Here is a 23748-nt window from a genome sequence, read left to right as displayed (position 1 = left end):
GTTTCCATGCGTAAGGTTTTCATAATGTCAGTATTGGCGTTAGCTGTCAGCGGCTGCGCCAATCAGCAGCAAAACACCCCACAAGTGCGTGATTTAAGTGAAGCGCGCCGCGCGGTAGCAGACTCACCTCAATATACTGTTAAAGCAGGCGATACCCTTTATGGCATCGCATGGCAGCACAATCTTGATTATCGTCAGTTGGCGCAAATCAACAATATTGATGCGCCTTATCAAATTTACCCAGGCCAAACCATTGCGTTGCGTGCAGGAGCGGCGGCATCAAGTAACCCGTCAGCAGGCTCCTCTGCCCCAGAGCGCCCTGCGTCGGGCGCTGTTGCAACAGGCCTGAATCCTCAAACGACTTCCGTGGCAAGTAACGATCAGCAGCTAGATTGGTTACTGCCTGATGAGAGTGCGATTGAACGTAATCAGCGTTTAACGGCTGAGCGGGCGGAACGTGCTGAGCAAGCTGCTGAGCAAGCGTCGGTGGCCGCCGCGCAGCAAGTGGCTGATAGCGCAAGTGCCGCTAACACCGAGGCGACGTCTACTGTTGAGGCGTCTCAGCCAGAGCCCGCGAGTGAGCCGGAACCAACGCCTGAGCCTAAGCCAGAGCCCAAACCTGAACCAACCCCAGAACCTGAGCCAGCAGCGACTACGCCGCCTGCTGAGGCTGAGCAGCCGAGCCAAACCGCTCGCGTTGACCGCTCCTCTCGCACCTTTACACCTGTTGATAATGTTAACTGGCAATGGCCAGCAACAGGCCAGGTAACCGGAGAGTTTGGCCAGGGGGGCTCTATCACCGCTGGGATTGATATCGACGGTCAAAAGGGGCAACCTGTCAAGGCGGCAGGCCCTGGTATCGTTGTCTATGCAGGTAGCGGCGTTCGGGGTTACGGTAACTTAATACTACTCAAACACAACGATCAGTATCTGAGTGCTTACGCGCATAATGATAGCTTAAGCGTTAAAGAAAATGATGTCGTTGAAGCGGGAGAAGTGATTGCCACGATGGGGGATAGCGATGCAGATAGTGTCAAACTGCACTTTGAAGTACGCCGTGATGGGCAGCCTCAAAATCCCTTGGACTATCTGCCGTCCCGTTAATCATTGCCAAGCGAACCTTTCAGTTGGTGTGCTTGGGGTACCCGAATAGCTAGAGTTAGGGCGTCATATAACAAAAATGGTGTAAGTGCACAGGGAGTGCGGCCACCTTTACCTTTCTAAATGGCGGTTAGGCGAAATAACGGGGGATACTACCATGAGTATGCTGGAGAAGGATCTACAGGAGGTTGACCTGGACGCTGTTGAAGAGGCGCTGGATAGTGTTGATGATGTCTCCGCGGAGGAAGACGCCTTTGAAAAAGCGTTGAGCCGTGATGAGCGTCAATCGACTCAAAGCTTGGACGCTACACAAATCTATCTCAATGAAATTGGTTTTTCGCCGTTATTAACGCCGGAAGAAGAGGTCTACTACGGCCGTTTAGCGCGTAAAGGTGACCCGCTTGGACGGTCAAGGATGATCGAGTCTAACCTTCGCCTGGTTGTTAAAATCGCCAGGCGCTACCTTAATCGGGGGCTTACGCTGCTTGACTTGATTGAGGAGGGTAACCTTGGGCTAATCCGGGCGGTGGAAAAGTTTGATCCTGAGCGAGGGTTCCGCTTTTCTACCTATGCCACGTGGTGGATTCGACAAACCATTGAGCGTGCGCTAATGAATCAAACGCGCACCATTCGTTTGCCGATCCATGTGGTTAAAGAGCTAAATATTTACCTGCGTGCAGCGCGTGAGCTGACCCAAAAGCTTGATCATGAAGCAACAGCAGAAGAGATCGCCGATCATCTCGACAAGCCAGTAGAAACGGTTAAGAAGATGCTTGGGCTTAATGAGCGCGTCTCCTCGGTAGATTACCCAATGGGTGGCGAAAGCGATAAGCCGTTAATCGACACCTTAACCGACGACGATGTGCTAGGGCCGGAAGCATGCTTAGTGGATGGCGATGTGCGTGAGCACGTAGACCACTGGTTGGATGAGCTAAGTGACAAACAGCGAGAAGTGGTTGTACGCCGCTTTGGTTTGCGAGGTCATGAGTCCGCTACGTTGGAAGAAGTTGGTGCAGAAATTGGCTTAACTCGCGAACGTGTTAGGCAAATTCAAGTAGAAGCACTAAAGAAACTGCGCCGCTCATTGGAAAAACAGGGCCTTTCTCTTAACGCTATTTTCGAGAGCTAATCGCGGTAAGCTATTGTGTCATACCGACCATAACGCACCGAGTTCATCGCTCGGTGCGTTGTTTTTGACGCCCATTGGTTGATCAACCGTTAACTATTGACTGTGTAAGTGAGAAACGTGATGCGCCCCTTGGTGGCCCATATTGATTTAGACGCCCTGCGTCATAACTATCAGCTAGCGTGCCGCTGCGCCCCTCAAAGTCGCTCGGTAGCCGTTATTAAAGCGGATGCGTATGGTCACGGTGCGCTTGAGTGCGCGCGTGCGCTAGAAGCTGAGGTGCCCGCATTTGCTGTCGCTTGCATAGAAGAAGCGATTAGCCTGCGTGAAGGGGGAATTAAAAAACCTATTGTATTGCTGGAAGGTATTTTTACCGCTGACGAGCTGGCGCTCGTTGATCAGCACAATTTTTGGATCAGCGTTCACAGTGAGTGGCAGGTGGCGGCTTTATTGGCTTTTTCACCCCGTCAACCTATTCCGGTATGGATGAAAGTGGATTCCGGTATGCATCGTTTAGGCTTTTCTCTAGACGAGGCACCTGATGTTTGGCAGCGGTTAGCTAGCGCACCACAGGTAACCGCGCTGCATTTGATGAGCCACTTTGCGACAGCAGATGCACGTGAGGGCAGCTACTTTAATCAGCAAATGGCCGCTTTAACGGCATTGGCGGAAGCGCTTGATGCGCCCCTATGCCTAGCAAACTCCCCCGCAACACTGGCATGGCCAATCGCCCATGGCGACTGGAATCGCCCTGGTGTCATGCTGTATGGCAGTGACCCGCTGGAAGAAGCCAACGAGACCACCCGGCAACTGCGCCCGGTGATGAGTTTACGCTCCGAAATTATTGCCCTCCGTGAACTAGAGGAGGGTGAGCCTGTTGGCTATGGTGGCCGTTGGCGCGCATCTCGGCGTTCTAAAATTGCCGTCGTTGCGGCAGGCTATGGCGATGGTTATGATCGCCATGCCATAGACGGCACCCCGGTGTTAGTGAATGGTCAGCGCTGTGCGATTGCCGGCAAGGTCTCCATGGATATGCTAACCGTAGATGTCACCGACGTGCCGGGGGCTGCTATCGGTAGTGAGGTAGTGCTGTGGGGAGCTGCTAGCAACGGTGCTGTGTTGTCAATTGATGAGGTAGCACGCTATTGCGATACCATCAGCTATACCCTGTTAACGGGAGTGCTACCAAGAGCGCCGCGCCGCTACCATGGAGCCTTTGTTTAAACGGTTACCAGTATGTCTAAAAGCTCATATCCGCAGTCGTTTGCACACCCTCGTTATTGGCCAACCTGGCTTGCGATAGGCGCGATGCATCTTGTTGCCTGGTTTCCCTGGCGGCTTAAGTTATGGGTGGGGAAAGTAATTGGTTTGTTAGCATGGCGCTTTATAAAGCGCCGGCGGCATATCACTGAGAAAAATATTGCTCTCTGTTTCCCGGAAAAAAGTGCTGATGAGCAGCGCCGCTTGGTAAAAGAGGTTTTTATCGCCAACGGTATTGGCTTAGTGGAAACAGCCACGGGTTGGTGCCGTGATGCGGAAGGGTTACGGCACCGGGTGGCCTATCATGGCCAAGAGCATCTCGCACGGGCTAAAGCGCAAGGCAAGGGCGTGCTGGTGGTTGGGATTCATTTCTCCACACTGGATTTAGGGGGAGCGCTGCATTCGCTATTTTTACCTGCCGATGTGGTTTATCGACCGCACAACAACCCCTTATTCGAACGCTTTATGACCCGTGCCCGCTCGCGAATTTTTGGTCAGGCGATTGATCGGCATGACTTGCGTGGTGTTGTTCGGCGAATAAAGTCGGGCCATGTGGTGTGGTATTCACCGGACCAAGACTTTGGCCGCGATGTCAGCGTGTTCGCGCCACTGTTCGGCCAGCAAGCCGCTACCATTAGGCTGACCGCAAAAATCGCCAGAATGACGGGGGCGCCGGTGGTGCCGTTGATGTTCCACCGCAATCCTGATAACCAGACATATACCATCAGCTGCCTGCCCGCGCTTGATAACTTCCCAAGCGATGATGAAGTGGCCGACGCTACTCGGGTAAATGAGTTTATCGAACAAGCTATTCGTAAGTACCCTGAGCAGTACTTATGGCTTCATCGGCGCTTTAAAACGCGTCCGGAAGGTGAGCCAAGTGTTTACTAGCGCCATCCGTTAACAAAAAAAGCCGTTCTGCTTGGTAGCAAAACGGCTTTTCGTTAACTTTGAAAGCAGATGTTAGTCCAGATTTCGAGAGTAGAAAATCTCTAACATCTCTTTGCGCAGACGGCTTTCAATGTCCCGTGCTTCTTCGAAGGTAATGTCGCGGCGCGATGTGCCGAACAGATAGTTATCAAGTTCGAAGTCTTTCAGCAGCATTTTGGTGTGGAACATGTTTTCTTGATAAACATTCACATCGATCATTTGATAGGCGTGTTTGGTATCTTCTGCCAAGTAGTCCTGGATCGAGGTAATGTCGTGATCAATAAACAGCTTTTTACCATCGACATCGCGGGTAAAGCCACGAACCCGATAATCCATGGTGACAATGTCAGAGTCGAAGCTGTGAATTAGGTAGTTCAGTGCTTTCAATGGGCTGATGTGGCCACAGGTAGACACATCAATATCCAATCGAAAGGTGCTGATACCGTTGTCAGGATGCGACTCAGGATAGCTGTGTACTGTCACGTGGCTTTTATCAAGATGCGCCACGACTGTTTCAGGTAGCGGTCCAGGACCTGGTTCAGTTTGCTCTGGGTTTGCTTCATCCAGCTCGTGTTCAGCAATCAGAATCGTAACGCTGGCCCCATGGGGCTCATAGTCTTGACGAGCAATATTGAGCACATGAGCGCCAATAATATTGGTGACGTCTTTTAGAATCTGCGTCAAACGTTCGGCGTTGTAAAGCTCATCGATATAATCAATGTAAGCCGCACGCTGCTCTTCGGTTTTGGCGTAACAGATGTCGTAAATGTTAAAGCTCAACGAGCTAGTCAGGTTATTAAACCCGTGGAGTCGGAGATTATCTGACACGTCCGAACCTCCCTATGGCAGATGAAGACACCCCGACGAGCCAGCGCCGGAACCGATAGTAACTTGTCACCGTGATGCTGTAGTCGCTTTCTGCAAAGCGGCTGTTTGCTACGCAGTAGGGGTAAAAACAAGCGAGCGTATTATGCCCGCCAAGCGCATGGTATGCATCCAGCCGCGCTATTTTTTTTAATAAACAGGGAAGATGGCGCTCCGAGTCGTTCAAGCGTCGACAATCTCAAAAGAGTGGGTAATCTCAACGCCGCCTTGTGTCAGCATAATAGATGCGCTGCAGTACTTCTCTGCAGAGAGCTCAACCGCTCGCTGTACCTGCTTCTCTTTTAAGTTGCGGCCAGTCACCACAAAGTGTACGTGGATTTTGGTAAACACGGAGGGCACTTCATCAGCGCGCTCTGCGTCAAGCTCCGCGATGCAGTCGGTGACATCAGCGCGGGCTTTATCCAGAATATTCAAAATGTCAAAGGCGGTGCAGCTACCCATGCCCATCAGCAGCATTTCCATTGGGCGAGGGCCGGTGTTGCGGCCGCCGTGGTCAGGAGGGCCGTCGATAACGACGCTATGCCCACTACCGGACTCTGCTACAAATTGGCGACCATCTGTCCATTTTACCCGTGCTTTCACGTCGCTCTCCTCATCTAGGCACCTATAGGTAGTTGCGAAGCATAACATTTCTAGCGATAGACGCACTTTTTCATCGCTTGCTGATCTGTTGCGCCAACAGGTGGTGTTCAAGAACCTCAAGGCGCTCTGGAGTGCCCACATCGACCCAGTGGCCTGAAAAGTGTTCACCGCTAACGCGCTTGTCTGCCATTGCCTGCTTAAGCAGTGGTGCCAGGGCAAACGCTCCAGGCGCCTGATCGGCAATAAGGTCTGGGTGTAGCAGGCTAATGCCGGCAAAGGTGAGACGCTGATGGCCTTCCACTCCAACGCGCCCGTTGATAAGGGAAAAATCACCGCTAGGGTGGTGGGAAGGGTTATCTACTAGCACAAGATGGGCGACGTCACTTCCCTGTAGCAGTGATTCTGAGGGAATGTAATCGCACCAGACATCCCCATTGACCAGCAGAAACGGGGCATCGCCAAGCAGGGGGAGTGCCTTTTGAATGCCTCCGCCGGTTTCTAAGGGCGTCTCTTCATGGCTCCAAAGAATCCGTAATTGGTAGTCGTTTCCATCGCCAAGCGCTGCCATGATCTGCTCTGCGCGATAGCTCACGTTGATAACCACCTCATCAATGCCTGCACGCTTGAGCCGTTCGAGGTGGTGCACAATAAGTGGCTTATCGCCTACTGGTAACAGTGGTTTTGGGCAGTGGTCGGTAAGCGGCCGCATCCGTTTGCCAAGTCCCGCGGCTAAAATCATCGCTTTCATAACGTGCTTTCCGCTAAACGTAGGGCAATGGCGGGTCGCAGTGTGCCACTTACCCATTCAGCAAACTCGCTGTGCTGGGGCAGCGCGGTTAGGCTATCTTCTAAGTGCGCTAAAAAATGCGGCAGGCGTGATAAATAGCCTTGTTTGGCATCACGAAGCGTTAAGCGGCAAAAAATTCCCAGCACTTTTAGGCAGCGTTGAGCGGCCATGGCTTGGCATTGGATAAGAAATTCATCATTACTGACATGGCGAGAGAGACGCCCATCTTGACGCGCTTGGTGATAGAACGAGTCGACAAACTGCATAAACTGCGCCGGAGAAAAGCGGCAGTAGCGACCGCGCAGTAAGGAAATAACGTCGTAACTGATTGGCCCTGCCACCGCGTCTTGAAAGTCAATCATGTAAAGCTGCTGGTCGTGCACCATGATATTCATCGCATCGTAATCGCGGTGTACGCTGACGACGGGTTGATCGAGGGCTTGCTCAACGAGGTGGCCACGCAGCGCATCCCAACTGGCTGGCGTTGATAACGACAGCCAATTGTTTAAACACCACTCAGGAAAAAGGTCGAGCTCTCGGTTCAGCAACGTCGCATCATAAGGCGGCAGTGCGGCAGGGTTGGCGTGGTTTTGTAACTTGGCCAGTAACGACAGTGCATCCAAATGACTTTGCTGAATGCGCGCGTCATCAGTGAATAGCGCCTGTAATGGGGTATCCCCAAGGTCATCCAGCAACAAAAAGCCCGCGTCGAGATCGGCGGCGTAAATATGCGGAACGGGCAGTTTTGCCGCGTACCAGCGCTTTCCGATAGCGACGAACGGTGTTGAGTCTTCCTGGTCAGGGGGGGCATCCATTACTATGCGAGTACCGCCGCAGGGCAGTGTCAGCCGGAAATATCGCCGGAAACTGGCGTCACCACCCGCTGGAGAGAGGTGGATAGCGGCGCTATTTAGGCCATTTTGGTCAGCCGCCCACTGGGTGAGGGCGTCAATCCTAGAAGAGGACATGCAAGCTCCTTGCTGGTCGGGCATCATGCGGGCTGTATAATACCGATTCTGGATGCCAAGGATAACGAACATGGGCAAGCGAATCTCGCGTACCGTACCGGTTGCGCACACGCTGTTGGGCAGTTTGCTCGCTGGCGCCTCATTTTCAGCGGTGGCACAAGGCCAGACGTTGCCTGCCGAGGCGCTTGATTGGCAGGCCTGGAGCCAAGATGAAGCACCGCATCAGCTGTGTCGAGGGCGATATGTGATGCCTGACTACCGCTTGCCAGCGGTGGATAACCCTGAAATGTTGTCGGTGGAGACTCAGGAAGCCGATTACGCCGCAGATGGTGAAGCGTTGTTGCGCGGTGATGTTGTACTGCGTCGTGGAAACACAGAGTTGCAGGCGGCGCAGATGTATTTACCCGCCGACCGCCAACGCGTAGATGCAGAAGGCAATCTCGCCATACGAAATGGTCAGGCGTTGGTGCGCGGCGAGCAAGCCACGTTAATGCTCAACGATGACCGAGCCTCGTTACGCAACAGCCACTATGTGCTTTACGAACAGCATTTACGCGGTCAGGCCAGTCAATTAGAGCAAACCGGTGAAGAGCAATATCGTCTGCACAATGCTTCATTTACGACGTGTGATCCAGGTGCCAATAGCTGGCAACTCGTTAGTAGCGATATAAAGCTGGATCAAGCAAAAGGGTTTGGTACCGCACGGCACGCACGTTTAGAAGTAAAAGACGTGCCGATTTTTTACTGGCCTTGGCTACGCTTCCCCATTGATGACCGCCGTCATACAGGATTGCTGTCACCTTCTATTAGCTTTTCCAATGAGGGGTTTGACTATGCACAGCCCTTTTACTGGAACATAGCGCCAAATCAAGATGCCACCATTACACCACGCTGGATGTCTGACCGTGGGCTGCTGCTCAATGGTGAGTACCGCTACCTGCTTGAAGAGAGCCGAGGGACGGTAGAAGGCGGATATATCAATAGTGATGACGGCAGCGAAAATGGTGATAACCGCTTCGAAGGCAATGATCGCTGGTATATTGATGCACAGCATGCAGGAACGCTGGCGCCACGCAGTGATTACCAATTGCGCTATGGTGCCGCTAGCGATGGGCGCTATTTCGATGATTTTGGTGGTGAGTTTGGCAATAGTGAGCGCGTTAGTATGGAGCGGCTCGCTCAGGTAGATTACCGCGGTGAGCGTTGGCAGTTAGATGCCCGGGCCCAAGGCTTCCAGCGGTTGGAAGATCCGCTGAGTGATTCCGATAAGCCATTTTATCGTCTGCCAAGTTTGACAGCGAACTCTGACTGGCAGTTAGGTGGCGGTCTCTATACACAATGGCACTCTAACGCGACCTATTTCTGGCGTGATGTAGACGAGCGACAGGTGCCTGAGCGCGAAGCCGCCATCGGCACGCGCCTGCATCTCACCCCGGCTATCGGTTGGCGTTTTGAGCAACCCTGGGGCTATATCGAGCCGCGTACCGAGTTATGGCATACCGCTTATGAGTTGGATTATGGCGATCGCGTCACTGATCGAGGCACGTCTCCCAGCCGTAGTGCGGCGGTCACATCGATAGATAGTGGCCTGGTGTTTGAGCGTGAATTAGAACTGAGCGGACGAGACTATCGCCAAACCCTTGAGCCACGTTTGAACTACGCATATGTTCCACGTACTAATCAAACACAACTGCCTGATTTTGACAGCCGCGAGCGAGCGTTCTCGTGGGATCAGCTATGGTCTCCTCATCGTTTCTCTGGCGCAGATCGTTTAGGTGATCTCAATCGTGTGTCGCTTGGCGTACAATCTCGCTTTATTGAAGACGCCACCGGACGGGATCGATTAACTTTTGGGGTTGGGCAAAGTGTTTATTTATCCGAGCGTCGCATCGATAGTGAGGGCGACCCAGACACATTGCCTGCTCGTCCAGAGGATGATCCCAGTGTGAATCCGCTTAGTCGCTATCAAGCTACTCGCGATCGCTCTCCGCTGGTGACGCGCCTCGATTGGCAGATTAATGATCGGTGGAGTACGGGGTATGAATGGTTATACGACGATCAGCGTGAACAGACCGAACGCTCTAGCGTTGATGCGCGTTATCGCCATCCCGCTGGCCACGTAGTGAACCTTGGTTACCGTTGGGAGATCGAAGGTTTCGATCCAGGCGTCGTACCCGGTGATGACGGATTTAGAGATTACAGCCGGGAAGAGTGGGATCTGTCACTTGCTTGGAAAGCCAGCCCGAGGATTGATTTGATTGGTCGCTATCTGCACGATCAAACCAATGACCGCGCGCTTGAGCGGCTGGCAGGCGTTCAATGGAACGACTGCTGCTACGGCTTACAGCTAGTATGGCGTGAGTGGGTAGACGATAACGACACCGCCCCTGTGGGTGATGACTTTAATGATCGCGGGCTATTTTTACGCTTTGTATTCCGTGGCCTGGGTGGCGTTGGTCAACAGGCTGACGGCTACTTTGAACAGGCCATTCCTGGCTACCGCCCAACGCCGCTGTAACGATTTTGTTAAATGGCGACTGACTGAAAGAGATTCTTTATGACTACCAGAAAGACCCTGCTGACCGATGGCTTGAAAAAGCGGGCAAAACTGCTTTCTGCGGGCGGCATGATGGCGCTCTGCCTTGGAACGAGTGCTGCGCTTGTGCCGCTGTCGGTTTACGCCCAAAATTTCGAATCAACCCAGCGGCAAATGCTGGATAGCGTTGTGGCTGTCGTTAATGACGGCGTCATCATGCGCAGTGAGCTTGATGACCGCATTGCCCAGGTAGAGCAGCAGGCGCAAACCCAGGACGGTAACTTACCGCCCCGTAGCCAACTGGCTCAGCAGGTACTAGAGCGCATGGTGATGGATGAAATCCAGCTGCAAATGGCCCGCCAAGCCAACCTTAGCGTGGATGACACGGAGCTAAATCGTCAGTTGCGTTCCATTGCCGAGTCTAACGGCATGACGCTAGAACAGTTTGCCGATGCCGTGGAGGCGGATGGCATGACCCTGGGTGGCGTACGTGAAGAAATACGCCGCGAAATGCTGATGCGCCAAGTGCAGCAGCGCCAAATTAGTCAACGTGTCACCGTGACTGAGCGTGACGTTGAACGCTTCTTGAGCCAGCAGCCATCTCAGCAGGGGCAAGCGTTCATTGAAGAGATACGTGCCCGTCACGTGTTGGTAGAATTAACGCCAACACGCAATGAAGACCAGGCTCGTGCCCGCGCTGAGCAGGCTCGCCAGCGTTTACAGCAGGGGGCAGACTTTGCGTCCGTCGCTCGTGAGTTTAGCGACGACCGTGGTAGTGCCATGAACGGCGGCGAGCTTGGTTGGGTGCGTCCAGGGCAAACGGTGCCAGCTTTTGAAGAAGCGATGGGGTCGTTAAGTACTAACCAGCTATCTGAGCCAGTGCGCTCCCAGTTTGGCTACCACGTCATTGAAGTGCTAGAGCGTCGCCGTCAGGATGTGACGGATGAGAGTCGCCGTGAGCAGGTTCGTCAGGCCATTTTCCAGCGTCGTGCTAACGAAGAGCTACAGTCGTGGCAGCGTGAAATGCGTGAACAGGCTTTTGTCGATATTCGCCTTTAATGAGCTAATCTAATGAGCAATAGCGCGCCACTGCTGATAACCACCGGAGAGCCCGCGGGCATCGGGCCAGAAATCACACTGATGCTGGCCGCCAATGGCCAATTGAATAACACGGTGGCTATTGGCGATACGCAGTTGCTGAAACAGCGTGCGTCGCTGCTGGGGCTTCCTCTTGATGTGATAGAAGCAGCCCCTGGAAGCAGTGTGACTTCCTCGCCAGGGCGTTTGGTTGTGTGGCCCGCGACCCTTCGCGAATCAGCGCTCCCCGGCGTGCTCAATCCTGCTAATGCAGGCTATGTGCTAGAGACGTTGCAAATCGCTGTCGACGCCTGTCTGCAGGGGCATGCAGCGGCCATGGTCACTGCGCCGCTGCATAAAGGGGTGATTATCGAAGGCGGCTTTGCTAGCTTCACTGGCCACACCGAATGGCTGCGTGATGCCTGTGGGGTTGATGAGGTCGTGATGTTGTTGGCTACTGACCAAGCGCTGCATGCTCAGTCGAGCCGTTGGCAGGGTAGCAGTGACCTACGCGTCGCACTTGTCACCACACACCTACCGCTGCGTGACGTGGCGGATGCGGTTACCTACGACAAAATTACCCGCATTAGCCGTTTGCTTGCGACTGATCTGAAAAACCAGTTTGGGATTGCCGCTCCGCGCATTGCGGTGTGTGGATTAAACCCCCATGCCGGAGAAGATGGCCATTTAGGGCGCGAAGAACTCGATGTTATTATCCCCGCGCTGAAAGCGCTGCGCGCTGAAGGCCTTGATGTTCAAGGCCCGCTGCCAGCTGATACGCTTTTCACGCCGCGCCATTTAGCGGGCGTTGATGCGGTGCTGGCGATGTATCATGACCAGGGGTTGGCAGTGTTAAAATACGCAGGCTTTGGTCAGGCGGCGAATATTACACTTGGCTTGCCGCTGGTGCGTACTTCAGTAGACCACGGTACCGCGCTCAGTTTAGCCGGTCGCGGTACTGCCGACCCCAATAGCTTAGGCGTAGCTCTCGCGCTAGCAAAGCGACTTTCCGCGCAGCGCGCCAATGGCTTAAATGCTTTATGAATCAACCCTCCAAGGAACACTGTTAGATGTCTCAAGTGCCTCAGCAGCACCGCGCTCGTAAACGCTTTGGTCAAAACTTTCTGCGTGACCTCGGCATCATTTCGCGTATTGTCCGTGCCATTGGGCCTCGCGAAAGCGACCGACTCGTCGAAATTGGCCCTGGGCAAGGCGCGCTCACTGCTCCGTTGCTAGAGGCGGCAGGAAAGCTTGAAGTCATTGAATTAGACCGTGACCTGATTCCGGGCTTAAGGGTGCAGTTTTTTAACTACCCTGACTTTGTTATTCATGAGGGTGACGCGCTAAAGTTTGATTTCGCCGCGCTAAAAGGGGATGGCCCTGCGCTGCGAGTGGTCGGTAACCTGCCTTACAACATCTCGACGCCGTTGATAGTGCACCTGTTAACCATGGGCAATGCGATTGCCGATATGCACTTTATGCTGCAAAAAGAGGTCGTTGAGCGTTTGGCCGCTGAGCCAGGTAGCACTGATTGGGGGCGCCTGTCGGTGATGGCGCAATATTACTGCCACGTGGATCAACTGTTTGTCGTACCGCCGGAAGCCTTTGTTCCCAGGCCGAAAGTTGACTCTGCCATTGTTAGGCTAACGCCTCACGAAAGTTTGCCCCAAACAGCAGATGACCCAGCGCTGCTGTTTGAACTGGTCAAGCTAGCGTTTGGTCAGCGACGCAAAACACTGCGCAATAACCTGAAAGGCAGGGTAAGCGCAGAAACATTAGAAGCATTAGGCATTGATCCTGCACGGCGTCCTCAAACCTTGACGGTTGCAGAGTACGTCACTATTGCCAACCAAGTGGCTACTGACGAAGCGCTTGGTGGTAATGGGAGTACCGACGCGTGAGTGCCCTAGCCATTGAGGTTAGCGTCGCGCCTGAGTACCGTGCAGCCGAGTCAGATGACCGTGAGTCGCGCTTCGTGTTTAGTTACACCGTGACGGTGCATAACCAAAGCCCTCATAGCGTGCAGCTCATGGCGCGCTACTGGAAAATTACCCAAGGTAACGGTGATAGCCAAGAGGTGCGTGGCAAAGGGGTGGTGGGCCAGCAGCCATTAATTGGCCCGGGGCAGCGTTTTCGCTACACCAGTCGAGCCATTCTGCAAACGCCGGTAGGCGTTATGGAAGGCGCTTACACGCTGCTTAACACCTACACCCAGCGAGCTTTTGAAGTGCCCATTGCCCCTTTTAGGCTAGCGGTGCCGCGTCAGCTTCACTGACCATTCTCAAAAAGGGGGAGCGATGAGCACCTATGCCATTGGTGATCTGCACGGCTGTCATGCCGAGTTTGTCAGTTTGCTAGAAAAGCTAAGCTTCAATGCAGCAAACGATACACTCTGGCTGGTTGGCGACTTGGTCAATCGTGGCCCTGGCTCGCTGGCTTGCTTGCAGGAAGTGCAGGCGTTAGGTAGCGCCGCTCGATGCGTGCTGGGTAACCACGATTTTCATTTATTGGTGGTGGCTCGTGGCGGGGGCAAACTGAAAAAAAACGATACCCTCAGCGATATTCTTGCGGCCCCACAGCGCGAACAGGTGCTGGATTGGCTGCAAAGCCAGCCATTGGCAGTTTATGAAAACAATACGCTGATGACCCATGCCGGTGTATTACCAGCGTGGTGCGCCGAGCAAGCGGTATCGTTTAGTCAAGAAGTGCAGACGACCTTGCTTAGTGAGCGTTCGGGTGATTTTTTAACGCAGCTATTTGGTAATCAACCTGACCGGTTCCATGAGGATCTAGAAGGGATTGACCGTTTGCGCTGTCTCGTCAATATATTTACCCGCATGCGCTTTATCGACGCTAATGGTCGGCTAGACTTCGCTGCCAAAGAAGGCTTGGAAAGTGCGCCTGACGGATTCGCCCCTTGGTTTCAATACCCAAGAGCAGATGCGCTTCAACTGTTATTCGGGCACTGGGCGGCATTAGAGGGCCAAACCCCGAACGCCAAGATAAAGGTTGAAGCGCTGGATACTGGTTGCGTGTGGGGTGGGTCGTTAACCGCTCTCAATCTTGAATCGGGTGAACGCATCAGCGTACCTAGCCGTCAGCCTAGACATTAAAATACGAGACATTAAAACACCAGACATTGAAAAAAGGGCGATAGCCGTGTTTCAGGTGGATGCGAAAACCAAAGGACTCGATGTTTATCGTGTTGGTGGGGCAGTGCGCGATGCGCTGTTAGGCTGGCCGATAGTGGATAATGATTGGGTCGTCGTCGGTGCCACGCCAGAAGTCATGCAGCAGCGGGGCTTTAAACCAGTGGGGCGCGATTTTCCGGTATTCCTGCATCCTGATACCGCCGAAGAGTATGCGCTAGCACGCACTGAGAGAAAGTCTGGCCACGGTTATGGCGGCTTTGAAGTACATGCAAGCCCTGATGTGACCTTGGAAGAAGATCTTTCAAGACGTGATTTAACCATCAACGCGATTGCGCAGCGCTTTGATGGTGCGTTGACTGACCCCTTTAACGGTCAGCGGGATATTGAACAGCGGCTATTACGCCATGTGTCCCCGGCATTTAGTGAAGATCCCTTACGAGTACTTCGCACGGCACGCTTTCTTGCCCGTTATGCACATTTAGGGTTTGCCATCGCGCCTGAAACCCTCGAACTAATGCGAGATGTAAGTCGCAGTGGTGAGCTTAGCCACCTTGCTGCGGAGCGAGTGTGGGTCGAAACCGAAAAAGCGCTGGGTGAACCAAATCCTGACCGTTACTTCACCGCCTTAAATGATAGCGAAGCGCTGGCTGCTTGGTGGTCTGAGCTAACAGATGACGTTGTGCTGGCAAACGCGCTTGAGGCGATGGCGCTTGAGACGGTTGCACAGCTGGCTATCGACAGTTCACTTCCACTGGCTCACTGGCGCTACGCGTTGCTGGTGTCGGTATTGAATGATGCTCAGCGTGATGCGCTGGCGATAAGATTGCGATTGCCGAATGCGGTGACGCAGCTGGCGCGCCATGTAGCGCTGAGTAGGGACATCTTAGCCGAGCCATTAAGTGACGAACGCGTTCTGCACTGGCTGGAACGTTTGGATGGTTGGCGAAAGCCCGCGCAGGTTAAGGCACAGTTACAACTTATTAAGCGTTTAGCAGAGAATACGCTCGAACCGCTGGATCGGGCGTGGCAGGCTGCACAAAGCGTTGACCCTCAAGCGCTATTGCAAGCGGGTTATCGCGGTGCAGCTTTAGGCAAGGCGCTACGTGAACACCGCCAACAGGCAGTAGCAAGTGCGCTGATGGATACGCACTAAGGGCTGGTTATAGGCTTTGCTCAGCGAGCGGACACCGCCTTTGGCACAGAGTCTGCCTGGGAAACCCAGCGCCCACGCCAATGAAAGTCGATGGCCCATAAGCGTTGACTCCCCAGTTCAAAGCGCTGCCATAGCGCAGCGTAAGACAAGCCATAAATAGGGTGATACTGATCGGGTAGCAGTTCGGCTAGCGGCTGTAGAACGAAGGCATTGTGCGTGATTTCCCCTCGGGGCAGGGCAACGCCGTCAACAGTGCCGCAAATACCGCCTACTGCGAGCAGGTCAATATCCAGTGCTCGAGGACTACACTTAAGCATATCGGGAGTGCGGCCATGGGCAATTTCGAGTTGCTTAGACCACGCCTGAAGCTCGCCCACCGACCAATCGCTATCAAAGGCAACCACAAGGTTGTAAAAGTTGCGATTATCGCTAAATCCTACCGGCTCGCTTTCAAATATGCGCGATATTTGAAGGGGGCCAAACGTGTCTTCGAGCGCATCTAGGCACAGGCGGATATGAGTGTCCGGATCGATATTGCTGCCTAAACTGAGAGTAACCAAGCTCATGGAAGCGTGCCGCGGGTGATTTCAAGACCGACGCTAGCGGCTTGTGGAACGGCCCCCGGTTTGCGTACGGTAAGGCGCAGCCAGATAATGGAAAACTCCTGCTGTAAGCACTCAGCTAGGCGCTCGGCAAATGTCTCGACGAGAGCAAATTGGTGCTCGTCAGCAAAGCGCTGAATTCGCTGGCAAATGGCTGCATAATCAAGCGTCAGGCTCAAATCATCTGCAGCAGCGGCGGGACGAATATCCGTTGCGAGCGATAAGTCCAAGCTCAAAGACTGAACAATAGTGCGCTCCCAGTCGTACACACCGATGACGGTATCTACTGCCAGCGCTTCGATCAAAATGCGATCCACAGCTATTCCTCTAGCGTCAACAAGCGGGGGATTGTACTTGAGGATAGCGCGAAACGACAGCTAGGTACGATCTAACGCTGGGTAGGAGTCAAGATGGTGGGCGGAGTGATATGGATGGTGGTGGGCTACTTAAGCGGAAGCTGGTTAGCGGCGCTGAGCGTATGCCGGCTAGCAGGTGTTCCTGATCCGCGATATCGGGGATCATGTAACCCTGGGTTTTCGAACGTACTGCGCCTGTACGGGCCGCGTTTAGCCGTCGCCACGCTTTTACTCGATGCCTTAAAAGGGGCACCTGCAGTGCTGGCAGCCAAATTGTTAGGGCTGCCTGTTTGGTTGCAAGGGGCGGTTGGATTTGCTGTTCTGCTAGGTCACAGCTATCCACTATGGCATAGGTTTCGCGGTGGTAAATCGGTTGCCAGTGCGTTTGGCGTGCTGCTGATATTGGTACCCAGCGTGGCGCTGCTTAGTGCGGTGTGCTGGATGCTGCTTGCCTGGCGGCTACGCATGGCAGCGGCAGCATCGCTCGTTAGTGCATTCGTCGCGCCACTGGCTTGTGCGTGGCTAGCACCTGACTATGTTGTGGTTGTGAGTGGGTTCAGCCTGCTGGTGCTTGCCCGTCACGGGTTAAATATTCGCCGCCTGCGCCGCGGAGAAGAGCCGCATCTACGCGGCTAGTCAGGGGCTATAGATGTAGGAGCTATAGGTGTTAAGTAGGCGTTAAGGTGTCCAACGGCCAGCGCGGCGTAGCCTTCATAATGCCGTTGTCATCCTGCTCACCCGCCGCCAGTCGTTGGGCGCCGACATAAGCAATCATCGCGCCATTGTCGGTGCAAAAGCGCCCGCGAGGGTAATAAGATCGCGCGTTGCGTTTCTGTGTTTCAATCGCGAGGCGTTCGCGCAGGCGTTGATTAGCGCTAACGCCACCTGCCACCACTAAGCGCTTCAATCCGGTTTGATCCAGTGCCCGGCGACATTTGATAACCAGGGTGTCCACTACGGCTTCTTCAAATGCTCTCGCCACATCAGCCTTGGCCTGGGTGTCTAACTCTCCGGCAGCATCCAATTGGCGAATAGCGGTCAGCGTGTGGGTTTTTAATCCCGAAAAACTGAAGTCTAGACCAGGGCGGTCGGTCATTGGTCGTGGGAAGCGGAAGCGTTTTGGGTTGCCCTGTTCAGCAAGCTTAGCAACGTGAGGGCCGCCGGGGTAGGGTAGTCCGAGCATTTTGGCCGCTTTGTCGAAGGCCTCACCCGCGGCATCATCAACGGATTCCCCGAGTAACTGGTAGTGTCCAAGGGCCTGTACTTCGACAAGTTGAGTGTGTCCGCCAGAGACCAATAAGGCTACGAAAGGGAAGTCAGGGGCGTCATCTTCCAGCATAGGGGCTAACAGGTGGCCTTCCATGTGGTGTACGCCCAGTACGGGGATGTTCAGCGCACGTGCCATACCATGCGCTGTGCTGGCACCCACCATGAGTGCACCGACTAACCCCGGGCCAGCAGTGTAGGCAATGCCGTCTAGGTCGCTACGCGTCAGCTTGGCGTCGTGCAATACTTGCTCGATCAGTGGCAACAGTTTGCGCGTATGGTCGCGAGAAGCGAGTTCAGGCACCACGCCGCCATACTCGGCATGCATGGCAATTTGACTATACAGCGCGTCGGCGAGCAGGCCGCGGCCTCCAGTGTGCGAAGTATCATAAATCGCGACGCCCGTTTCATCGCAAGACGTTTCAATGCCCAGTACGCGCATAGCTGAAGAACTCGTTGTAAGTTAAAAAGTTGCAGGTTAGAAACCAGTGCTGCTAATCAGTCGCCTAGTTTAGCATTCTCATGCTTAAGGCGCGTAAGCATTTGCAAAGATCGCCAACCACGACTAGACTACTGTGCGCTGTAAAACTGGGTCGTACACTGTATTCTAAAAGTGTACGTACTATCCGAACTCAAGACTCCTTAAGGTAGGTGAGTGCTTAATGCCTTCTGTAAAAGTACGTGATAACGAGCCGTTTGACGTCGCCCTGCGTCGCTTCAAGCGTTCTTGCGAAAAAGCCGGTGTTCTTTCTGAAGTACGCCGCCGCGAGCACTATGAGAAGCCGACTGCTGAGCGTAAACGCAAAGCGGCAGCTGCCGTAAAACGCCACGCCAAGAAAATTCAGCGTGAGCAAAAGCGTTTCGAACGGCTCTATTGATCCGTACCCGAGGGGGCCGGAGCAGTTAGCTGGCCATCTCAAGAGGGATGTCAAGCGGCCGCCACTAGGTGGCCGTTTGTTTTTTGTTTTGTTTCATCGCTGTTTATGGTGATCTGGCAATTTGCTTGATGACTCTAGGCAAGCGAACTAGCGCTTTGCGCGAGGATGCCCGCAGTTCATGGCAGGCCAAATTCCACAACGTTTTATCGATGACCTGTTAGGCCGCGTTGATGTGGTCGAGGTGGTTGGTGAGCGTGTGCAGCTTAAAAAGGCCGGGCGTAACTATTCTGGGCTATGTCCTTTCCATCAAGAGAAAACCCCATCGTTTACGGTTAGCGCTGATAAACAGTTTTATCACTGCTTTGGGTGTGGTGCCCACGGTAATGCGCTACGCTTTCTAATGGAATACGACAAACTACCCTTTCCCGATGCGGTTGAGCAGTTGGCTAGTCGTTTAGGGCTGGATGTTCCTCGTGAGGGTGCCGATGATCCGCGCGCCCAGCAACGCGAAAAAAAGCGCAAAGAGGGCGTTAATCTTCTTGAACTTGCTGCCAGTTTTTATCGAGAACGGCTAAAAATGCAGGAAGGGCAGGGAGCACAGCGTTATCTGCAAGGACGCGGGTTATCGCCAGATGTTGTCAGTACTTATGGTATTGGCTATGCGCCTGGTGGGTGGGAAGCCCTGAAACAGCACTTGAGTGCGCGAGGTATTGGTGAGCCTGTACAAGTAGAGTATGGCTTGCTAATTCACCGTGAAGACACGGGGCGGACGTATGACCGCTTTCGCGATCGAGTGATGTTTCCCATTCGGGATTTAAGGGGGCGTACCATCGCGTTTGGCGGTCGGGTAATGGGTGATGAGCAGCCTAAGTATCTGAATTCGCCCGAAACGCCTGTCTTTCACAAAGGACGTGAGCTGTACGGATTGTATGAGGCTCGCCAAGCGTCAAGCAAGCTTGAGCAGCTCGTCATCGTTGAAGGTTACATGGATGTCGTGGCTCTGGCGCAGTACGGTATCAACAACGCTGTCGCAACCTTAGGGACGGCTACAACAGAAGACCACCTAAGCCGACTATTTCGTTTAGTCAGCCGTGTGGTGTTTTGCTTTGATGGTGACCGTGCAGGGCGTCAAGCGGCCAGCCGTGCGTTGGAAACCGCCTTGCCGCAGATGATTGACGGTCGTGAAGCGCGCTTCCTGTTTCTGCCGGAAGGCGATGACCCGGATACGCTAGTGCGCCGTGAAGGTAGCGACGCATTTCAAGATCGCGTTACCTGTGCGATGCCGCTATCTGAGTTTCTTTTTGAGCAGGCAGCGCAGGGGCGTGACTTGAATACCGTGGAAGGGCGAGAGCGGTTTGCAAGTCAGGTGCTTGAGGCATTGAACAAAGTGCCTGAAGGCATGCTCAAATCGTTACTGTTGGAGGCGTTAGCTAAGCGCAGTGGATTGGCGCAATCGCAACTGAAAACGCTACTTGAGAAACGCGCGGCCGCCAGTGCGCAAAAAGAGGCGCAGAAAGCGCCTTCGCAGGAGGCTGTGCACTGGGAGCCGCTTGAGTCGCCCGACATGATGCCGTTTGAGCATCATGAGGAGCAACTGGTCAGCGCAAAGCCTGCTGGTAAAAAGGCACAAAAGGGGCGCGCCCAGTCGTCTCGCCCGCAAGTGCTTTCAACCGTTGCGCGTATTGTGCAGCTACTGTTGCATGAGCCTGGTTTAGTGACGTCGCTGCCGGACTCCCTGGATTGGTTGCCGGAGAGTGAAGAAGCACCGCTATGTCGTGACTTGATTGAGTTGCTGCGTGCCGGGCGTTATCGCAGCCCGCAAGTGGTGTTGGCGCACTTTCAGGGGAGCCATGAAGGTCAGGTCTTGGCTGAGTTGGCGTCACGGGAGTTGCTGATTCCCAAGGGAACCCGGGAGACTGAGCTGACAGGGTTGGTTGAGCATCTAGTAGAGGTTCAGCGCAAGCGATCGCCTCAGGAAGAGTACCAGGCGTTGCTGGATTTAGAGCGTTCTGGGCAAAAGCTAGATAAAGCGCAGCGGCAACGTTTGGCAAGCTTAATGATGGAGCTTGTTCAACGACATTAAGTCGGCTTTGCGGCGTTTGTCTTTGAATGAGTAGAGTTTGAGGCGCTAGGGTTGAATTTTCCTAACGTTGGCACCAAATAAAGGGTCAGTCGCCAGGCGCTGGCCTAACCGAACAACCTAACACACCTGAATGACCGCGCAAATACGTTTCGCTGGAAAAATTCCTGCTATTTACGCTATACTGTTCGGCTTGTTGAGTTTAATCGATTCAGCGCCCCAGGTGTTTCATTCTTCTTCGTCGAGATAGGGTTTCTATGGCTGGAAATGCGCAGCAGCAGTCACGTCTGAAGGAGTTGATCGCGCGCGGCAAGGAACAGGGCTACCTGACCTATGCCGAGGTCAACGACCATCTACCCGAGGATATCGCCGACCCGGATCAAGTGGAAGACATCATTGGCATGATCAACGACATGGGTATTAGTGTCGTTGAAGAAGCGCCAGATGAAGACACTTTGATGATGTCGGATCACTCCACGGACGAGTCCGCTGCGGAAGAGGCCGTCGCGGCACTCGCCGCCGTGGAAAGCGACGTCGGTCGCACTACCGACCCTGTGCGCATGTACATGCGCGAGATGGGGACGGTTGAACTTCTAACCCGCGAAGGTGAGATCGAAATCGCCAAGCGGATAGAAGAGGGCACACGGGAAGTGATGTCAGCGCTGGCGTATTTGCCTGGTGCTGTTGCTTCTATCCTGGATGCTTACGATGCCACGCAGGATGAAGAAGCGCCTGGTCGCTTGTCTGATCTGTTCTCTGGCTTTATCGACCCCGACGAGGGGATTCCAGGCGTTGCAGAAGCCGAAGTGCCCGAGCCTGAGCCGGAAGCCGAGTTGAGCGATGATGATGATCTCGACAGCGACGGTGACGACGAAGACGACGACAGCACGGCCAGCGAAGGAGGCCCTGATCCGGAAGAAGCGAAAGCTCGTTTCGAACAAATCCGTGAACAGAATGCCGCTGTTGAAGCTGCGTTGGCGAAATATGGGCGTGGTAGCGCTGAGCTTAAAAGTGAGCAATCGCGTTTAGCCGAGCTGTTTTCGCCGATTAAGCTGGTGCCGAAGCATTTTGAGCGTTTGGTTGGCCAAGTACGTATTAGCGTTGAGCAGGTGCGTGCCCAAGAAAAAGCGGTTATGCAGCTGTGCGTGAAGAAAGCTAAAGTACCGCGCAAAACCTTCATTAAGTCGTTCCCTGGGTACGAGTCTAATCCAAAATGGTTGGACACCTTCCAGGAAGCGCAGCCCAAGTATGCTGACCGTCTTGAGCCACTGCGCGCCGATATTGCTCGTTCGCAGCGCAAAATTGCCTTTGAAGAAGACATGGTGCAGCTCACCGTGGCCGACCTCAAAGAAGTTAACCGCAAGCTCTCTATCGGCGAGGCGAAAGCACGTCGTGCTAAGAAAGAGATGGTTGAGGCTAACCTGCGTTTGGTAATTTCGATTGCGAAGAAGTACACCAACCGTGGCCTGCAGTTCCTGGATCTAATCCAAGAAGGCAACATTGGTTTGATGAAAGCGGTTGATAAGTTCGAATATCGCCGCGGTTACAAATTCTCGACCTATGCCACATGGTGGATTCGTCAGGCGATTACGCGTTCTATCGCTGATCAGGCACGCACCATCCGTATTCCGGTGCACATGATCGAGACGATCAATAAGCTCAATCGTGTTTCTCGTCAGATGCTGCAGGAAATGGGCCGCGAGCCAACGCCGGAAGAGCTGGGCGAACGTCTGGAAATGCCGGAAGACAAAGTACGCAAGGTGCTAAAAATTGCCAAAGAGCCGATCTCTATGGAGACGCCGATTGGTGATGACGACGATTCGCACTTAGGTGACTTCATCGAAGACGGCACTATGCTGTTGCCGATTGATATGGCCACCGGCGAAGGCTTGATCGAAGCAACGCGTAACGTCCTTGGCGGCTTAACTGCTCGTGAAGCGAAAGTGCTACGCATGCGTTTCGGTATCGATATGAATACCGACCACACGCTAGAAGAAGTGGGTAAGCAGTTTGACGTTACTCGCGAGCGGATTCGTCAGATCGAAGCCAAGGCGCTGCGCAAGCTACGCCACCCCAGCCGCTCTGAGCCGCTGCGCTCGTTCCTTGATGAGTGATTTGTAGGCTGTGGTAAGTGGTATGTAGTAAATAGAAAGTGGTGAACTGATAGTCGTCACCATGAACAAAAAGCCCGCCGTTCTATGAACGGCGGGCTTTTTGATTTTGTCGTTACGGCACTATTCTTTAGGTCAAAGGCTTGCTGGTCTTTAGGCCAAAGGCTTACTGGGAGGCGATTCGCGCTTTGTAAATACGCCGAGCAATCAGCAGAAGCTCAATCATGGCAAATAGAATCAGGCTGTAGCCTAAAAGCTCAATGGCTTCCTCTGCGACGTCTTTGAACTCGCGAATATAAGTGTCTTGCATGACGGCTCGCCAGAAGTCTTGGCGACCATAAAGGCGGGAAAAAATGTAGGTAACGAGAACACCGGCAGTGAACAGCCCAAATGCGAACGTATTGCTATAATGAGAGAATTCCTCAATAAATCGACGTCGCTGCACGACTACCCAGGCAAGGCTAGGGATGACAATGAGCGCTACCAGCACTTTCCAAGTATTTTCTGCAACATAGTAATCAAAAAAGTAATCCTGTTCGCGTACCAGTGATGCAGCCACAAACGCCAGCAATAGTAGCGTAACAGTAGGCCATACCTTGAGTACCTGGCGCACGTAGATGAGTAAGCCACAACAGCTGGCCAGCACCAGGGTTTGAGCGAACTCTGTAAAGCCTAGTTCGGTATAGCGCACATCGGGTAGGTAGAGAGCCTCAAAATATCCACCCTGGGCGATACCAGCGACAAAAAGCATATAAAGCGTTGCGCGCAGAAGCGTATATCCAAAACTGAGTGGCCACTGCGGTGGGGAAGATGGCATACCAACATCCTTATCGGAGAGATGACGTTGTAAGAGAGATGCTTAAAAACATGCATAGAAGAATGTTCATTATATCGCCAC

Annotated in this window: 23 protein-coding genes; 15 read left to right on the top strand and 8 right to left on the bottom strand. The window is 53.6% G+C overall.

From position 1 onward, the window contains the following. The first annotated feature begins 6 nt into the window (after window positions 1–6). From NF683_RS02055 to lpxL, 4 genes are all read left to right on the top strand, one after another. The gene (locus NF683_RS02055; RefSeq protein ID WP_253921155.1) at window positions 7–1104 is read left to right on the top strand and encodes a peptidoglycan DD-metalloendopeptidase family protein; all 1098 of its coding nucleotides are present in this window, start codon (window positions 7–9) and stop codon (window positions 1102–1104) included. A 154-nt stretch (window positions 1105–1258) separates the two neighbouring features. After that, window positions 1259–2230 (top strand): RNA polymerase sigma factor RpoS, encoded by a 972-nt coding sequence (rpoS, locus tag NF683_RS02050; protein WP_038477648.1) that lies wholly within the window; start codon window positions 1259–1261, stop codon window positions 2228–2230. Window positions 2231–2350: 120 nt separating this feature from the next. Then, window positions 2351–3451, top strand: coding sequence for an alanine racemase (gene alr / locus NF683_RS02045; protein WP_253921154.1), 1101 nt, complete (start codon window positions 2351–2353; stop codon window positions 3449–3451). 12 nt (window positions 3452–3463) lie between these two features. Further along, window positions 3464–4378, top strand: a complete 915-nt coding sequence (gene lpxL, locus NF683_RS02040) for an LpxL/LpxP family Kdo(2)-lipid IV(A) lauroyl/palmitoleoyl acyltransferase (protein ID WP_253921153.1) — start codon at window positions 3464–3466, stop codon at window positions 4376–4378. A gap of 72 nt (window positions 4379–4450) precedes the next feature. On the opposite strand, the gene speD is transcribed toward lpxL, so the two are convergent. The 4 genes from speD to NF683_RS02020 form a co-directional block, all read right to left on the bottom strand. Beyond that, window positions 4451–5245 (bottom strand): adenosylmethionine decarboxylase, encoded by a 795-nt coding sequence (speD, locus tag NF683_RS02035; RefSeq protein WP_030073826.1) that lies wholly within the window; start codon window positions 5243–5245, stop codon window positions 4451–4453. 219 nt (window positions 5246–5464) lie between these two features. After that, window positions 5465–5884, bottom strand: coding sequence for an OsmC family protein (locus NF683_RS02030; protein WP_038477634.1), 420 nt, complete (start codon window positions 5882–5884; stop codon window positions 5465–5467). 70 nt (window positions 5885–5954) lie between these two features. After that, a complete protein-coding gene (gene murU / locus NF683_RS02025) occupies window positions 5955–6632 on the bottom strand; it encodes an N-acetylmuramate alpha-1-phosphate uridylyltransferase MurU (RefSeq protein WP_253921152.1) in 678 nt (225 codons plus the stop codon). Then, window positions 6629–7639: an aminoglycoside phosphotransferase family protein gene (locus NF683_RS02020; RefSeq protein WP_253921151.1), complete on the bottom strand. Its 1011-nt coding sequence runs from the start codon at window positions 7637–7639 to the stop codon at window positions 6629–6631. Before NF683_RS02020 ends, murU begins: the two co-directional genes overlap by 4 nt. Window positions 7640–7709: 70 nt before the next feature. Here NF683_RS02020 and NF683_RS02015 point away from each other — a divergent pair, with 70 nt between their 5' ends. Genes NF683_RS02015 through NF683_RS01985 form a run of 7 tightly spaced genes read left to right on the top strand, consistent with a single transcriptional unit; the run spans window position 7710 to window position 15557 of the window. Beyond that, entirely contained in the window at window positions 7710–10157 is a 2448-nt protein-coding gene (locus NF683_RS02015; RefSeq protein ID WP_089039626.1) for an LPS-assembly protein LptD, read from the top strand. Window positions 10158–10196: 39 nt separating this feature from the next. Further along, entirely contained in the window at window positions 10197–11234 is a 1038-nt protein-coding gene (locus tag NF683_RS02010; RefSeq protein ID WP_193068735.1) for a peptidylprolyl isomerase, read from the top strand. A 12-nt stretch (window positions 11235–11246) separates the two neighbouring features. Then, window positions 11247–12296 (top strand): 4-hydroxythreonine-4-phosphate dehydrogenase PdxA, encoded by a 1050-nt coding sequence (gene pdxA, locus NF683_RS02005; RefSeq protein ID WP_253921150.1) that lies wholly within the window; start codon window positions 11247–11249, stop codon window positions 12294–12296. A 26-nt stretch (window positions 12297–12322) separates the two neighbouring features. Beyond that, a complete protein-coding gene (gene rsmA, locus NF683_RS02000) occupies window positions 12323–13153 on the top strand; it encodes a 16S rRNA (adenine(1518)-N(6)/adenine(1519)-N(6))-dimethyltransferase RsmA (protein WP_089039623.1) in 831 nt (276 codons plus the stop codon). Continuing rightward, on the top strand, window positions 13150–13527 hold the full coding sequence (apaG, locus tag NF683_RS01995; protein WP_089039622.1) for a Co2+/Mg2+ efflux protein ApaG: 378 nt from the start codon (window positions 13150–13152) through the stop codon (window positions 13525–13527). The genes rsmA and apaG overlap by 4 nt, the downstream gene beginning before the upstream one ends. A 22-nt stretch (window positions 13528–13549) precedes the next feature. Next, the gene (locus tag NF683_RS01990) at window positions 13550–14365 is read left to right on the top strand and encodes a symmetrical bis(5'-nucleosyl)-tetraphosphatase (protein WP_253921149.1); all 816 of its coding nucleotides are present in this window, start codon (window positions 13550–13552) and stop codon (window positions 14363–14365) included. 46 nt (window positions 14366–14411) lie between these two features. Continuing rightward, window positions 14412–15557: a polynucleotide adenylyltransferase gene (locus NF683_RS01985; protein WP_253921148.1), complete on the top strand. Its 1146-nt coding sequence runs from the start codon at window positions 14412–14414 to the stop codon at window positions 15555–15557. Window positions 15558–15577: 20 nt separating this feature from the next. Here NF683_RS01985 and folK read toward each other — a convergent pair whose 3' ends face one another. Both folK and folB read right to left on the bottom strand, forming a co-directional pair. Beyond that, window positions 15578–16123 carry a 2-amino-4-hydroxy-6-hydroxymethyldihydropteridine diphosphokinase gene (gene folK / locus NF683_RS01980; protein ID WP_089039619.1) on the bottom strand — a complete coding sequence of 182 codons (546 nt, stop codon included), beginning with the start codon at window positions 16121–16123 and terminating at the stop codon, window positions 15578–15580. After that, window positions 16120–16476 (bottom strand): dihydroneopterin aldolase, encoded by a 357-nt coding sequence (gene folB / locus NF683_RS01975; RefSeq protein ID WP_095603986.1) that lies wholly within the window; start codon window positions 16474–16476, stop codon window positions 16120–16122. Before folB ends, folK begins: the two co-directional genes overlap by 4 nt. 105 nt (window positions 16477–16581) lie before the next feature. Between folB and plsY the strand changes: the two genes are divergently transcribed. Next, window positions 16582–17151, top strand: coding sequence for a glycerol-3-phosphate 1-O-acyltransferase PlsY (plsY, locus tag NF683_RS01970; RefSeq protein ID WP_089040937.1), 570 nt, complete (start codon window positions 16582–16584; stop codon window positions 17149–17151). Window positions 17152–17182: 31 nt separating this feature from the next. Here the strand turns inward: plsY and tsaD are convergent, their stop codons facing one another. Continuing rightward, window positions 17183–18223, bottom strand: a complete 1041-nt coding sequence (gene tsaD / locus NF683_RS01965; RefSeq protein ID WP_253921147.1) for a tRNA (adenosine(37)-N6)-threonylcarbamoyltransferase complex transferase subunit TsaD — start codon at window positions 18221–18223, stop codon at window positions 17183–17185. A 220-nt stretch (window positions 18224–18443) separates the two neighbouring features. On the opposite strand from tsaD, the gene rpsU reads away from it, so the two are divergent. The 3 genes from rpsU to rpoD all read left to right on the top strand — a co-directional run bounded on the left by rpsU (window position 18444) and on the right by rpoD (window position 22853). Further along, on the top strand, window positions 18444–18659 hold the full coding sequence (rpsU, locus tag NF683_RS01960) for a 30S ribosomal protein S21 (protein ID WP_007113641.1): 216 nt from the start codon (window positions 18444–18446) through the stop codon (window positions 18657–18659). A 178-nt stretch (window positions 18660–18837) separates the two neighbouring features. Beyond that, window positions 18838–20742 carry a DNA primase gene (gene dnaG, locus NF683_RS01955; protein WP_253921146.1) on the top strand — a complete coding sequence of 635 codons (1905 nt, stop codon included), beginning with the start codon at window positions 18838–18840 and terminating at the stop codon, window positions 20740–20742. 254 nt (window positions 20743–20996) lie between these two features. Then, the gene (gene rpoD, locus NF683_RS01950) at window positions 20997–22853 is read left to right on the top strand and encodes an RNA polymerase sigma factor RpoD (protein ID WP_038477590.1); all 1857 of its coding nucleotides are present in this window, start codon (window positions 20997–20999) and stop codon (window positions 22851–22853) included. 163 nt (window positions 22854–23016) lie between these two features. Here rpoD and NF683_RS01945 read toward each other — a convergent pair whose 3' ends face one another. After that, complete coding sequence (locus NF683_RS01945) at window positions 23017–23667, bottom strand: hypothetical protein (RefSeq protein WP_089039615.1); 651 nt, start codon at window positions 23665–23667, stop codon at window positions 23017–23019. Window positions 23668–23748 lie beyond the last annotated feature (81 nt).

This window comes from Halomonas sp. MS1 (genome assembly GCF_024182575.1).
In the GTDB taxonomy this organism is placed as follows: Bacteria; Pseudomonadota; Gammaproteobacteria; order Pseudomonadales; family Halomonadaceae; genus Vreelandella.
Note: the sequence above shows the minus strand (reverse complement) of the source record. Positions and strands in the feature narration are given on the sequence as shown.

Bases quoted from the DNA above. Each gene is read 5' to 3' on its own strand.
- dnaG (WP_253921146.1), top strand. From the start codon at position 18,838: ATGGCAGGCCAAATTCCACAACGTTTTATCGATGACCTGTTAGGCCGC.
- murU (WP_253921152.1), bottom strand. From the start codon at position 6,632: ATGAAAGCGATGATTTTAGCCGCGGGACTTGGCAAACGGATGCGGCCG.
- pdxA (WP_253921150.1), top strand. From the start codon at position 11,247: ATGAGCAATAGCGCGCCACTGCTGATAACCACCGGAGAGCCCGCGGGC.
- NF683_RS02015 (WP_089039626.1), top strand. From the start codon at position 7,710: ATGGGCAAGCGAATCTCGCGTACCGTACCGGTTGCGCACACGCTGTTG.
- NF683_RS02020 (WP_253921151.1), bottom strand. From the start codon at position 7,639: ATGTCCTCTTCTAGGATTGACGCCCTCACCCAGTGGGCGGCTGACCAA.
- NF683_RS01990 (WP_253921149.1), top strand. From the start codon at position 13,550: ATGAGCACCTATGCCATTGGTGATCTGCACGGCTGTCATGCCGAGTTT.
- NF683_RS02010 (WP_193068735.1), top strand. From the start codon at position 10,197: ATGACTACCAGAAAGACCCTGCTGACCGATGGCTTGAAAAAGCGGGCA.
- alr (WP_253921154.1), top strand. From the start codon at position 2,351: ATGCGCCCCTTGGTGGCCCATATTGATTTAGACGCCCTGCGTCATAAC.
- rsmA (WP_089039623.1), top strand. From the start codon at position 12,323: ATGTCTCAAGTGCCTCAGCAGCACCGCGCTCGTAAACGCTTTGGTCAA.
- rpoD (WP_038477590.1), top strand. From the start codon at position 20,997: ATGGCTGGAAATGCGCAGCAGCAGTCACGTCTGAAGGAGTTGATCGCG.
- NF683_RS02055 (WP_253921155.1), top strand. From the start codon at position 7: ATGCGTAAGGTTTTCATAATGTCAGTATTGGCGTTAGCTGTCAGCGGC.
- tsaD (WP_253921147.1), bottom strand. From the start codon at position 18,223: ATGCGCGTACTGGGCATTGAAACGTCTTGCGATGAAACGGGCGTCGCG.
- lpxL (WP_253921153.1), top strand. From the start codon at position 3,464: ATGTCTAAAAGCTCATATCCGCAGTCGTTTGCACACCCTCGTTATTGG.
- rpoS (WP_038477648.1), top strand. From the start codon at position 1,259: ATGAGTATGCTGGAGAAGGATCTACAGGAGGTTGACCTGGACGCTGTT.
- folK (WP_089039619.1), bottom strand. From the start codon at position 16,123: ATGAGCTTGGTTACTCTCAGTTTAGGCAGCAATATCGATCCGGACACT.
- NF683_RS01945 (WP_089039615.1), bottom strand. From the start codon at position 23,667: ATGCCATCTTCCCCACCGCAGTGGCCACTCAGTTTTGGATATACGCTT.
- rpsU (WP_007113641.1), top strand. From the start codon at position 18,444: ATGCCTTCTGTAAAAGTACGTGATAACGAGCCGTTTGACGTCGCCCTG.